A 13,312-nucleotide genomic window follows, 5' to 3' on the forward strand; every position below is an offset into this window, starting at 1 on the left:
TTTACCTAATATTTTTTTATAAATAATTTAATATGGGCCCTTCTGTCCCCATGGTTCCTAATCAGTTGGCCCCTTTTTAACTCCAGTCTCAGTCGTTCCGTTCAGAGTGGTAATTTCAGAAAAATATGTCAGCGGCCCGGACGGGTTCCGATATTGCCGCGTAGTGTTGTTGCCTCATAATGCTTACGGAACAGACCGCGCCGCTGCAATTCAGGAACAACCGCGCGGGCAAATGTCTCATGGCTCGATGGTGCCGTTACCGGATCGAGCACAAACCCATCGCAGCAACCAGAAGTGAAGATTTCTTCCAGCCTGTCCGCAACCGTCTTCGGAGAGCCAACGATCTGTGCAGGAAGCGCCTTTTTTGCCGCCTCCATGAACTGCTCCTTGGCAGTTTTCTGCAACTCGGAGACCTCCTCAATGCTTGCATGCATGCCCTGAGAGCCGGATTCTGATCCTGCCTTGTTTTTATCGGAAAGTTTCGTGACATCCACTCCGGCTGACGCGGACAGATGGGCTGCGTTCAACTCTCCAACCACAAGATTGTTGATATAATCAGCTTTTTCACGAGCGATGGAATCCGTCTCACCGACAATGCAGGTCGCGAGCATGGCAACCGCACAGTCGGTCGGTCGACGGCCCGCCGCAACGACTTTTTCCTTCAGGGTGTTGTAGCTGGCAATGGCCTTTTCTTTCGGGGCGTAGAACGTAAAGACCAGTTCAGCCCAACGCGCGGCAAATTCGGTTCCACGAGGCGATGAGCCAGCCTGCATGAGAACGGGATGCCCCTGCGCACTCCGGGGAATGGTGATCGGCCCGCGCGTGCGGACAAAACGTCCTTCGTAATTTGCGTAATGAACCTTGGCCGGATCACCGAATATGCCGTGCTCTTTGTCGAGAATCCACGCGTCCTCGTCCCAGCTTTTCCACAGCTTCATGCAGGCCTCGACAACTTCGTCCGCCTGATCGTAACGCAGATCTTTGTCAGGGAGACTGTCGAGACCGTAATTGCGTGCTTCCAGTTCGGTAGCAGATGTCACGACATTCCAGGCCACACGACCACCGCTCATCACGTCCAGCGACTGCAACGAACGCGCCAGATGATAGGCAGGCAGCAATGTTGTCGAAAGTGTCGCACCCAGACCGATATACCGCGTTGCCGCGGCCATGACGGGCAGAACCGTCATCGGGTCCAGATAGCTGACCTGACCGCCATACCGGACATAAGCATCGTAGCCACCGGCATGAATGTCATACAGACCTTGCAGGTCCGCGAAAAAACAGCCGTCAAAACAGGCATCTTCAAGGGTGCGTGCAATGCTTTCATACCGCGACGGCTTGAGAATATCCCCCAAAGTCGCCTCGGGATGACGCCAGCCCGCAGGATGCAATGCTGTCGGACCGGTCTTCAGATAAGCAAACAGGCTCATTTTTCTGGACATAGTGGATCTCCCGTAAGACAGACGTCAGGAAAGACAGAGAAACGCGCGACGAAAATAGGTCAGGCCTTCATCTTCTTCAGAGGAAGACGCATGAACTTCACAGAACAGCACGGTATGGGTGCCGATATCCGCCGTTTTGACAATGGAGCAGTCCAGAGAGGCAAGGCAGCCTTCAATGGCAGGCGCACCACCACGCAGCTTATGCGTCGGCAACCCTTCGAATTTCTCGGCCATATCACCTTTTGAAGAGGCAAACCGCATGGCGATTTCCTGCTGCCGCGAACCAAGAACATTGATGCATATCTCGCGATTTTCCATCAGGGCGGCATAGCTTCTGCTGGAACGGTTCACGCACACAAGCATGGTAGGCGGAGTGTCGGTCACAGAACAGGCAGCGGAAACAGTAAGACCAGCCAGACCTGCTGGTCCATCGGTTGTCACAACGCAAACAGGACTAGGTAAACGTGACATCAACTCACGAAAGTCGGCCTGATCAATCACCGGTTTCTTCTCCTTGGAATGGCACGACACAACTTATTTCGATACCGATATATAATGTATACACTACAAATAATCGAAATCCACAACAAATTTTTCCAGCGCTTATTTTCCGGATAACCTTAGAATTTTCAAAGATATTAGTGAGAAATATCTTCCCTACGAATCGTTGAGTGAACCCGCGCATACAGCACAAAAGACACGCAGCTGGTAAGACAGGGCACTATACCTCTCCTCGACGACCATGCAGCAGGAACAGCATGACTGCCGTAACCGGAGATGCGATCAGCCAGCCGAGATTGATCCCGTGCAAATACTCAACCAGAGGACCCGTGTAAAATGCGTTGGATGTAAACGGAATTTGCACAACAACCCCGATCAGAAATGCAAAACAGACCCTGAGGTCAAATCCTGCATTTGCCTGAGCGCTCTGGCTGCCTTCCCGCACTGCGCGAGGGAAATAGAACATGCAGAGATTGACCGTCACCCACGGCACGAGCACAATCAGCAATGACAGCACAATATTGAGAAAAACCGGCACAACGCTCGTGGGATAAAACGTTACGATCGTCAGGCTTCCCATCAGGATAACGGCTGAAAAGCATAGACGGGCCAACCTGCCGGGCGTCCATAAAAAGAAGATCGTCTGAATGGCAGTAATGAGCGTAAGAACCGCGCCATACACGTTCAGTGCGTTGTGACTGACGATGTTGAGCACAAACAGAGCCATCAGACAGAGCCCGAGCGGCTGCGCTATTCCTGCAATCGCGGAAAGCGGATCGACAATACCGGGCATTGTCGCCGCAACGAGCACACCAAAGATGAAGCTGAGTGATGCGCCTCCCGCCGCCCCTCCTGCGCTTGCAAGAAATGGCCCCCTGAAACCGACTGTCGGCGGCAGATAGCGCGAATAGTCGGAAGTGTAGCAGGAATAGGAGATGTTCCAGACACAGGTTGTCGAAAACAGCAGCATCCAGTTGATGAAGCCGGAAGTCTGCATGGGAGACGTGCTGACCGGAATCCCACCAGTCCACAACACGGACACAAAGCCTGCTGCAAGAGCGGCAGCCATAAACCAGAACCCAAGCCGATTGATGAGATGGATGGCATTATACCCCATCACCCCGATCCCCACCGCACCAACGCCAGCCAGAACAGCGCCCATCGCCGGGGAAATACCGCTGAACAGCCCATGCAAAGCCGCACCAGCTAGAGCCGTATTGGACGTAAAAAACCCCAAATAAAGCAGGGAAGAAATCAAAACGATCAGAAGAGATCCATACCGTCCGAACTGGGCGCGGGCCTGAACCATCTGCGGCAGGCCCGTCTGCGGCCCCTGCGCCGAACAGGCACCCAGAACCAGTCCCCCCATCACATGCCCTGCGATGATCGTCAGAATCACCACCCAGAACGGGAGATGCACCGTCCGATAGAGCGTCGCCCCGGTGACAATTGGCAAAGGCGCTATATTGGTGGTGAACCAGAGCGTGAACAGGTCCCTCACCCGGCCGTGGCGCTGACCAAGAGGCACGAATGAAGTGCTGTTCGCCTCAACGGAGAAATTTGCCGTCTCGTCAGTCATGAAGGCCTTTGCTTTGAGAAGGCGGGGAAGGCTGCGCATTTATAGTGTATGCGCTACATATCGATTCCGCAATGTTTCATTTGAAAGGCTTCCTTGAGGAAACGCTCACTATCCCCAAGGCACCATCGCTCCTTCCACGTGCCGCACATCCACGCCATAGACCTCCTGCACCATCGCGCCACTCAATGCAGCCGCAGGAAGAGCGTAACGGATTGCGCCGTCTTTCATCACCACAAGACGGTCACAAAAACGCGTGGCCAGAAGAAGATCGTGGATCACCAGCACCACGCAACATCCCTCTGCCGCAAGGGCCCGTAGCACTCGCATCACGCCAAGAGCATGCGCCGGATCAAGTGCGGCAACGGGTTCATCGGCCAGCAGCACAGGCGCTTCCACCGCAAGAGCACGCGCGAGCATCAGACGCGCGCGCTCGCCTCCGGACAGACGATCGGCCGCACGGGTAGCAAGATCCTCCAGACCGGCCAGACCGAGGGCCATACTGACTGAAGGATGCTCCAGCGCCACACCGGGCGCCTCCCCATAAGGCAGACGCCCGAGGGAGGCTATTTCGCGGACGGGCATTGGTGGAAATGGGGGAAGATCCTGCGGCATGTAGGCAATCCGACGCGCACGCCGCGACTGAGGGAGGTGCGCCAGATCGTCGTCTCCGCAGAACACCGTTCCTTCTGTAGGCGGCAACAGACCTGCCAGCAGTTTCAGAAGCGTCGACTTTCCCGCACCATTCGGGCCAAGCAGCCCGGTCACAGTGCCAGCCTCGAAGGACGCCGAGGCATTGCGCAGCAATGTTGCGCCCCCGGTTGTAAAAGTCAGGTCGCGGGCTTCAAGCATCAGAGAGTCCCCTGCTTGCGAAACAGGATGACGCGATGAAAGAATACCGGCGCACCGATCAGCGCCGTGACCACGCCAAGTTTGAGTTCCGCACGGCCGGCAAGCGAGCGGACGGCAAGATCGGCCGCCAGCACCAGCACCGCGCCCCCAAGAGCGGAAGGAATGAGCAACCGCGCCGGTCGATGGCCCGTGAGAGGACGCAACAGATGCGGCACAACCAGCCCGACAAAGCCGATGGCTCCCGATACTGCTACACAGGAGCCAACAGCGAGAGCCGCCCCCGCCACGACACGCATCTGCACACCCGTCCAACCTCGCAAGGGAAAGCCAAGACTTTCCGCCACATCTTCGCCCATCGTCAGGGCATCAAGGGCACGCCCGGTGCCCAGCATGAGCACGCTCCCAATCAACACACCGGGAAGGGCCAGCCAAACATCAGTCATGGTACGATCTGTCAAAGATCCCATGAGCCAGCGCATGATTTCGAAAGTGGCATAAGGGCTTGGCACAAGATTAAGCACCAATGCAGTCAATGCAGCGGTGAAACTGCTCAGAGCCGCCCCAGCAAGCAGCAGAACCAGCGGCCCTCCCCGTCCGACAAGCGTGATGAGCAGTCCTACCGATGCCGCCGCGCCCAGCAGGCCACCCAGAGGCAAGAGCGCAGCAGCAATCTGAAACAGCCCCGTGTAGAACACACACACTGCGCCCAACGCCGCGCCGCCCGACACACCGAGGAGACCGGGATCAGCCAGCGGGTTACGGAGGTAGCCCTGCAACACAGCACCGCTCAGGCCCAGCGTACCGCCCACCATCAGTGCGAGCAGCAGGCGCGGCAGGCGAAGCTGGCCGAGGATGACTGCCCCAACGGTTGGACGTCCAGCCAGCCAGTCATGAAACGCAGCTGGCACATCGAGTGCGGCCTCACCCCACAGCAGCGCGGCAGCGGCAAGAAGCGCGAGCAGACCGGACAGCAGGATGACAAGCCCGGAAGGTCTCGGAATCATCATGGCACAGCGTCCTTTTTCACAAGTATATCGTGAGATTCACGCAGAATTGCCACCGCATCGAGCGTCTGCGGCAGCCCGCACAGCCAGAGCCGTGCCGGCACATCCACGACATGCGGCGGTGGAAACGCAGCGAGAAGCGCTGGATTGGACAGCATGGCCTGTGCCAGCGAACGCCCCGGTCCCGAGAGGTCACGCACCAGCAAATCCGGATGATAGGCCAGCAGCAGTTCCATGACGACCTGCCCGCCCATGGGAGGCGTTCCGGCAAGAGTGGAGAAGTTACGCAGACCGGAATGCGCCAGAACATCGTCCGCAAGACTGCCTGCATGCACGACAAAACCATTCGCTTCGTAAATCACGGCAATCGGGTCATTCTCCCGACGAGGCAATGAAATTTCGGAAAGGCGGCGGTTAAAAGCAGCGATCAGGGCTTCACCCCGCTCAGGATGACCGACCAGTCGGGCAACCTGACGGATCTGCCTGGGAATATCGGCCAGCGAAGAGGCAGGCGGAAGAGTGAGCACCTGCGCCCCGACCTCTTTCGCTGCCCGGATGGCGAGGCGCGCGGTAAAGCGTCCGCCCAGCACCACATCGGGGTGAGCGGCAAGGACCGTTTCCGCTGTCGCCTGTAGCACCGGCATATCCCGCGCCTGCTCACACAGCGCGGATTCCGTGCAATCCTGTGCCAATGGCGAGAGACCGATCAGATCGCTCCTGTCAGCCAGCAGCAGAGCCAACTGGTCGGTACAGAGATTGAGCGAAGCGATACGGGCTGCCTGTGCCGGAACAACGGGCAGAAGGAACGCCAACACCATGATGCGGAGAGTGCGCAGAAAAGCCATGACGTGCGGGCGGTCCCTTCTTCCTGTTTTCGACGCGGGCAGAATGTCCGGTCGCTTGAGCGGTCAGTAACTCAGGGTGAAACCGCCATAGCCTGCACGGCCCTGCTGGAGATAGCCTACGGGGTTCTGATACTGCCGGTTGAGCAGATTGTCGGCACGGGCAAAAACGCTGAGGAAACGGTTGATTTTATAATTCGCCGCCACGTCGATCGTCATGTAGCCATGCCCCTTGGTGCAGGTCTCACAGTAGCTGTAGGTGCTTGAATACACCGGATAGTCACGCCAGCCGCTGACATAGAGAATATTGCCAGACAGGGTGAGATCCTTGATCGGCCGCCAGGTGGTGTTGAAGTTGAACTTGTGCTGCGGACGACGCTGGAGCGGCAGGTCGTTCATCGTATCCCGCGCATGGGTCCATGTGTAATTCAGATTGAATTCGAGATTATCGAGCGCTTTCCAATTCAGGAACGCTTCCACACCATACATGCGCGCGCGTGTAACATTGGCATAGGAGTAAATCGTGCTTTGTGGCGCGTATGTCACCGTTGACTGGATGAGATTGTTCACGTGGTTCTCATACCATGTCGCGCCAAAATGCAGCCTGTCATGCACCAACTTCTGTTCGATGCTGACATCGTAACCGATCAAACGTTCCGCACGGAGGTTCGGGTTGCCAAGCGAGCTGTATCCAGTGCCGCGCGTGGTGCCGAAAAGCTGGTAGAGCGACGGACCATGAAAACCACTCCCCGCACTGGCCTTGATGACGGTCCCAGTGCCCGGAATGTGGATGGCTGGCGCTACACGCCAGGTCACATAATGCCCATAGCGCGAATTGGAATCGTAACGGATGTTGGCAGCACCATAAAGAATCCTGTTCCAATTACCCTGATACTGGCCATAGCCCGCCGTGGTATCCATGCTGGCACGGGTGCTGTATGGCGCATAGTTCGTGCCGCTGTTGTCGCCTTGGTTTCCATAATATGTGTCGTGAAAATGCTCAGCACCAATCAGCAACGATCCGTATTTCTTCAGATCGAACGTGCCATGCCAGTCGATCTTTAGGCGATCGGACCTGTAATATGAAGGATCATAGAGACGCGCGCTACCGTCCGTATTGGTGCCCAGATACGTGAAATTGCGCCAGTTGGTCATGTAACCAAGGCCGATGATCTGGTCGAACAGACCGTTCCATGAGTTGAGATGCGCAGTGCCGCGCACGATGGCCGTGTTCTGGATGGTCCGTTCCCGCTCGCGCCCGGCATACCCCCATGCCTCGTCAAGCATTTCGTATGATCCATATGAGCGGTAGTTGCTCTGCATCACACGGGCAGTCAGGCCGAGATCGAAATTGTCGAGCACATCATAACCGAGGCGGACGTTGGCGCTCCGGTTGTCATAGGTATTGCCCCGGTCGCGCTGTTCTTTGGTGATGGGAGCGAATGTCGCAGCATACCGCTCGACATCATTCGGAACGGCGTGAAACCCGACCTGCCGATAATGCGACAACTGCACATTATAATGGAAACGATCCGCGCTTCCCCGTGCGCCGAATGCCTGATTGAACGTGCCGTATGAACCGCCCTCCACACGGACGAAAGGCTTGAACCGCCCCTCTCCCTGTGCCGTCGTCATGTCGATCACACCCGCCATGGCATCCGCACCGTAAAGACCGCTTTGCGGACCGCGCAGGATTTCAATACGCCCCAGCCCGTCGGTCATATATTGCGCGGCGTCGAAAGCACCCGAAGCACCGCTGCCATCATTGATATCCATACCATCAAGGCGAACCTTCACCTCGTTGGAATTGGTGCCGCGCATGAAGATGGATGTCGAACCGCCCATGCCGCCGGTACGCACCACGTTGATCCCCGGCTGACGCACGAGAATATCCGACAGAGACCGACGTTGCTGAATCTGGATCTGCTTCTCGGTGATGATCGTCATCGCCGTGCCAATCTCGTCCGCACGGATGGGACGACGGGCGGCGCTGACAGTAATGTTTTCCGGCAGGGAATTTGCCGTTTCGGAAAGAATGGCCTGCTTCGCGTGTGAGCCAGTTGCCGCAGACGAATGGACGGCAGACGCCTTTACTTTATCAACCGGCGGTGGAACCGCGGGCTTCGGCTGACGCTGCAACCGGGGATTGCTCGTTTCCGCGTAAGCCGGGATCGTCACAATGGAGGAAAGCAGAGTGGCTCCGGCCAGAAGGACTCGGAAAGACATAAGGAACGCTCGTGGTTTTCAGCGTTGCCACGAGAAAGCATCCGTGTCTCGGAAAGACCGTCTGCCTTACTTGCCGGATCACCCCGTCCGACACGCCTCGTCCGCAACATCCGGCATAATGGCAGGTCTCCTGACTCGCGGTTTAACCGGGTTTTTCTCTCCCTTCCCAGAACGCCGCGTTCCAGTGGGCTGGCATCATCGCCAGTCGAGAAGACCCATACCGCTCACAGTTGCGGGGGCAGCGCCGGAATTGGGATGAACCCACACCGGCTTCCCTTTTCATCCCTCGTCACGATCCAATCGCAACGCCGGGAAACCATCATGGCGCCGTGGTTTACAGGGCGAGGCCGTCCTGTCAACAACATGGCCGGCTGCGTTGTCGCATGATGGCATCAGTTGTGACAGGAATGCCACGCCCGAGGCTACCGCTGTTACAGCGCAGCACCTCGCGCCGCACCCATCAGCCGCTTCATTTCCTGCACAACAGACGGAAGACCATCGAAGATGGCCTGTCCAATCAGGAAATGACCGATATTGAGTTCGGAGATCTGCGAAATGGCCGCGACAGGTGCGACATTGCCAAAACTCAGGCCATGACCGGCATGAACCTCCAGACCAAGCCCAGCCGCCTGAGCGGCGGCAGTGCGCAACCGCTCAAGTTCACCATCCTCGCCATGCGCATAAGCGCCCGTATGCAGTTCCACCACGGCAGCGCCAACGGCCGCAGAGGCTGCGATCTGCTTCGGATCAGGATCGACGAAAAGCGAGACGCGAATGCCACGGTCACTCAGACGCCTTATGACAGGCACCAGCAACGCATTCTGTCCGGCAACATCCAGGCCGCCTTCTGTCGTCACCTCCTCCCGCCGTTCGGGAACGATGCAACAGGCGTGCGGCTTTAGATCGCAGGCAATGTCCACCATCTCCTCGGTCGCGGCCATTTCCATATTCAGCGGAGCACGCAGCACCGCGCGCAGCCGCTTGATATCCTCATCACGGATATGACGGCGATCCTCCCGCAGATGCGCCGTAATGCCATCCGCGCCCGCCTTGACGGCAAGCAGCGCCGCCTCGACCGGGTCGGGATGAATGCCACCGCGCGCGTTACGCACGGTCGCGACGTGATCGATATTGACCCCAAGACGCAGACTCATATGGAGGTTCCTTCGATGTAATCCTGTCGGTTATCAGACAATAACCCGGCGAGGCGCAGTGCCGCCACGAGACTGTCCGGTTCCGCCTTGCCCGTACCGGCGATGTCAAATGCCGTGCCGTGATCCGGCGATGTCCGAATGATGGGCAGCCCCAACGTCACATTCACACCATTCGCCATATCGAGCGTCTTGATGGGGATCAGGGCCTGATCATGATACATGCAGAGAGCCGCGTCATATTTCTCACGTGCAGCATCGGTGAACATCGTATCCGGCGGCAGCGGTCCAAACACATTGATCCCCTGTGCGCGCAGACGCGCAATGGCAGGCTCGATCATTTCGATCTCTTCCCGCCCCATCAGCCCCTCTTCGCCCGCATGCGGATTCAGCCCGGCGACAGCAATGCGCGGTTCCACAATCCCGAAATCACGTTTTAGAGCAAGGGCCGTTGTCACACCCACCTCGACAATCATGTCCTCACTCAGTGTATCGAGCGCTTGCCGCAACGAAACATGAATCGTCACCGGCACCACGCGCAGCATGGGACTGGCAAGCATCATCACCTCGCGGCCTGAAACACCACAGAGTTCCGCCAGAAATTCAGTATGACCGGGATGAGGAAATCCTGCGCGGCGCAAAACAGCTTTGCTGATCGGATTGGTGACGACACCGCCTGCGGCTCCTGCGCGCGCCAAACCGACAGCGCGCGCAATACTGTCAACAACAGTCTGAGCATTTTCTGAATCCGGTTCGCCTGTCCGCACCGGCACCGATAGCTGAAGTGGTAGAACTGGCAACGCTCTTGAGAAAACGGACGAGGCTTCCTCAATCGTTTCGATTTCCTGTGTCGGCACAGAAGGCGGCAGGCAGGCCGGGTCGCCGAGCCACGCAAAAACCGGACCTTCCCCGCGCAGCCGTTTCCATGCCCCTACTGTGATTTCGGGGCCGATGCCTGCGGGGTCGCCCATCGTCAGGGCCAGAGGAAGCTGCTTCATTTTGCAAGGGTTTTCAGAACGCGCACCCATGACCGGATGCCTTTGTGAAACGAAACGAGGTTGTACTTCTCATTCGGCGAATGGATGCGGTCATCGTCCAACCCGAACCCGATCAGCAATGTGTCGAGACCCAACGCCTCCTTCACCTCTCCCACGACCGGAATGGAACCACCACAACCAATCACAGTGGCCGGGGTTTCCCATTCAGCCGTCAGGGCATCAAGTGCTTTCTGAAGTTGCGGCAGTGTTTGTGGAACAACACTGGCCCGCGAACCGCCATGCCCCACGAACGTGGCCTTGCAGTCCTTCGGCAAACGGGCGCGGACATGCGCGCGGAAAGCAGCGCGAATGGCGTCTGGGTCTTGATCGCCCACCAGACGGAATGAAATTTTCGCAGTCGCCTTCGCGGGAAGGACGGTCTTGAACCCGTCTTCCTCATAACCACCGGAAATACCATTGATCTCGCAACTTGGGCGACACCATGTCTGCTCCAGCGCCGTGTAGCCGACTTCCCCTGCTGGCCAGCGCAATCCGACACTTCCCAGTCCGGCCTCGTCGGAAGGTCCAATCCTGCGCCACTGCTCCCGCACTTCCGCAGAAATCTCCGGCACGCCTTCATAAAAACCGGCCAGCGTGACGCGCCCTGTCGCGCCATCCCGCAGATCGGAAATGATATCGCAGAGAACCTGTATCGGGTTCCGCGCCGCATTCCCGAACATGCCCGAATGAAGATCGCGATCCGCCGCGGAAATCGTCACTTCCTCGCCCACCATACCGCGCAACATGGTGGTGATGGCTGGTGTTTTCGCATCCAGCATGCCCGTATCGCAGATCAGCGCGAGATCGGCTTTCAGTTCCTCCGCATTGGCCTTGAGAAACGGCAGCAGGTTCTCGCCACCCGACTCTTCCTCGCCCTCGATAACAAATGTCACCCCGACAGGCAGGCTTCCGTCTACCTCGATCAGGGCACGGCAGGCTTCGACAAACGTCATCACCTGCCCCTTATCGTCCGCCGCGCCACGCGCCCGGATCTGTTTCACACCCTCCGCATCCATCACAAGCTGCGGTTCGAATGGCGGCGTTTCCCAGAGAGCCAGAGGGTCCACCGGCTGCACGTCGTAATGTCCGTAAAATAGAACGTGCGGGGCACGGGCCGGTCCATCACGCCGGGCGACCACAACGGGATGACCGGGCGTTTCCCGCACCGAAGCGCTGAACCCAAGTGCGGACAGTTTTTCCATAAGCCACTCGGCTGCGGCGCGGCAATCGTGAGCATGAACGGTCTGCGTGGAAATGCTTGGAATACGTAGGAACGCGAAGAGCCGCTCGAGGCTTGCGTCGAGATTGCTGTCCGCCTGTCGCAGGGCGTTCTGTTCCGCCGTCATCCGTTCAAAAACCCCTTTGCCAAATAAGAGAGCCCCATCATGGCACTCGCAGCAGTCGGGGGGAATGGGGTGCATCATGACTTCAGAGCGCACGAAGGGTTTGACGCCCCCACGGAGAAAACATAACATGAACAAATCATGAAACGCACCTTCTCTGAAAGACTGGCGATTCTCTCCGATGCCGCGAAATACGATGCGTCCTGCGCGTCGAGCGGATCGAACCGCCGTGGCTCGGCAAAAGAGAAGGGGCTCGGCTCGACCGAGCGGAGCGGCATCTGCCACGCATGGACGCCGGACGGGCGCTGCGTGTCCCTGCTCAAGATCCTCATGACCAATTTCTGCATTTACGACTGTGCCTACTGCATCAACCGCGTTTCATCCGGCGTGGAACGCGCGCGGTTCTCTGTCGAGGAAATCGTCTGGCTGACGCTGGAGTTTTACCGCCGCAATTATATCGAGGGTCTATTTCTCTCGTCAGGCATCATCCGCTCTTCGGATTACACGATGGAGGAAATGGTCCGGATAGCGAAAACCCTTCGTCTGGATAGGGGCTTTCGCGGATACATTCATCTGAAAGCCATCCCCGACGCCTCTCCCGAGCTGCTCGCAGAAGCAGGACTGTATGCCGACCGGCTTTCCATCAATGTGGAAATGCCGACAGAACGCGGGCTGTCTCAATATGCGCCGGAGAAGGATGCTGCGGGCATCCGCACCGCCATGGGCCAGATGGGCCAGAAAATCGCAGCGGCCAAGGAAAAGACACCCTCCGGACGACGTCCCCCACGCTTTGCGCCGGGGGGCCAGAGCACGCAGATGATCGTCGGGGCTGACGCGGCGACCGACCGCGACATTCTCTCCAGCAGTTCGGCGCTCTATTCCGGATACGGACTTCGTCGCGTCTATTATTCCGCATTCAGCCCCATTCCTCACGCCTCACAGGCGCTTCCGGCCCAGCGGCCACCCCTGCTGCGTGAGCACCGGCTTTATCAGGCAGACTGGCTGTTCCGTTTTTACGGTTTCCAGTTTCAGGAAATCACCGAAGCACGCCCGGACGGCATGCTGGATCTGGACGTCGATCCCAAACTGTCATGGGCGCTGGACAACCGGCATGTCTTTCCGGTGGATATCAACCACGCCCCCCGTGAACTTCTGCTTCGTGTTCCGGGCCTCGGACCGCGCTCGGTTTCGGCTCTACTCACCAGCCGCCGCCACAAGACGCTCCGGCTGGACGACCTTGAGCGCCTGCGCGTGAGCGTGCGGAAAGTTAGGCCCTTCGTCACCACCCCGGACTGGAAACCCGTGCGTCTCGTGGACCGGCTGGATCTGAAAGCTCTG

At 58.0% G+C, this 13,312-nt stretch carries 11 protein-coding genes and 1 riboswitch; of the genes, 1 reads left to right on the top strand and 10 read right to left on the bottom strand.

What is annotated here, in order from left to right:
- Nucleotides 1–128: 128 nt before the first annotated feature.
- The 10 genes from ABF824_RS07575 to ABF824_RS07620 form a co-directional block, all read right to left on the bottom strand.
- Nucleotides 129–1,442 (bottom strand): NtaA/DmoA family FMN-dependent monooxygenase, encoded by a 1,314-nt coding sequence (locus ABF824_RS07575; RefSeq protein WP_415487655.1) that lies wholly within the window; start codon nucleotides 1,440–1,442, stop codon nucleotides 129–131.
- A gap of 24 nt (nucleotides 1,443–1,466) precedes the next feature.
- On the bottom strand, nucleotides 1,467–1,943 hold the full coding sequence (locus ABF824_RS07580) for a flavin reductase family protein (protein WP_415487657.1): 477 nt from the start codon (nucleotides 1,941–1,943) through the stop codon (nucleotides 1,467–1,469).
- Nucleotides 1,944–2,163: 220 nt separating this feature from the next.
- Nucleotides 2,164–3,522, bottom strand: coding sequence for a purine-cytosine permease family protein (locus tag ABF824_RS07585; protein WP_415487659.1), 1,359 nt, complete (start codon nucleotides 3,520–3,522; stop codon nucleotides 2,164–2,166).
- A gap of 108 nt (nucleotides 3,523–3,630) precedes the next feature.
- Nucleotides 3,631–4,371 carry an ABC transporter ATP-binding protein gene (locus ABF824_RS07590; RefSeq protein ID WP_415487661.1) on the bottom strand — a complete coding sequence of 247 codons (741 nt, stop codon included), beginning with the start codon at nucleotides 4,369–4,371 and terminating at the stop codon, nucleotides 3,631–3,633.
- On the bottom strand, nucleotides 4,371–5,378 hold the full coding sequence (locus tag ABF824_RS07595) for a FecCD family ABC transporter permease (protein ID WP_415487663.1): 1,008 nt from the start codon (nucleotides 5,376–5,378) through the stop codon (nucleotides 4,371–4,373). The genes ABF824_RS07590 and ABF824_RS07595 overlap by 1 nt, the downstream gene beginning before the upstream one ends.
- Nucleotides 5,375–6,220, bottom strand: a complete 846-nt coding sequence (locus ABF824_RS07600; RefSeq protein ID WP_415487664.1) for an ABC transporter substrate-binding protein — start codon at nucleotides 6,218–6,220, stop codon at nucleotides 5,375–5,377. The genes ABF824_RS07595 and ABF824_RS07600 overlap by 4 nt, the downstream gene beginning before the upstream one ends.
- 63 nt (nucleotides 6,221–6,283) lie before the next feature.
- Nucleotides 6,284–8,443, bottom strand: coding sequence for a TonB-dependent receptor plug domain-containing protein (locus tag ABF824_RS07605; RefSeq protein ID WP_415487666.1), 2,160 nt, complete (start codon nucleotides 8,441–8,443; stop codon nucleotides 6,284–6,286).
- Between the two features lie 102 nt (nucleotides 8,444–8,545).
- A riboswitch (cobalamin riboswitch) is annotated at nucleotides 8,546–8,779 on the bottom strand.
- Between the two features lie 95 nt (nucleotides 8,780–8,874).
- The gene (locus tag ABF824_RS07610; RefSeq protein WP_415487668.1) at nucleotides 8,875–9,597 is read right to left on the bottom strand and encodes a pyridoxine 5'-phosphate synthase; all 723 of its coding nucleotides are present in this window, start codon (nucleotides 9,595–9,597) and stop codon (nucleotides 8,875–8,877) included.
- Nucleotides 9,594–10,592, bottom strand: a complete 999-nt coding sequence (gene pdxA / locus ABF824_RS07615) for a 4-hydroxythreonine-4-phosphate dehydrogenase PdxA (protein WP_415487670.1) — start codon at nucleotides 10,590–10,592, stop codon at nucleotides 9,594–9,596. The genes ABF824_RS07610 and pdxA overlap by 4 nt, the downstream gene beginning before the upstream one ends.
- On the bottom strand, nucleotides 10,589–11,977 hold the full coding sequence (locus tag ABF824_RS07620; RefSeq protein WP_415487672.1) for a dipeptidase: 1,389 nt from the start codon (nucleotides 11,975–11,977) through the stop codon (nucleotides 10,589–10,591). Before ABF824_RS07620 ends, pdxA begins: the two co-directional genes overlap by 4 nt.
- A gap of 138 nt (nucleotides 11,978–12,115) precedes the next feature.
- On the opposite strand from ABF824_RS07620, the gene ABF824_RS07625 reads away from it, so the two are divergent.
- Nucleotides 12,116–13,312 (top strand): putative DNA modification/repair radical SAM protein (locus tag ABF824_RS07625; RefSeq protein ID WP_415487674.1); only part of this gene is annotated, 1,197 nt, incomplete at its 3' end.

The sequence above is a fragment of the Acetobacter sp. genome, assembly GCF_047721705.1.
Taxonomy (GTDB): Bacteria; Pseudomonadota; Alphaproteobacteria; order Acetobacterales; family Acetobacteraceae; genus Acetobacter.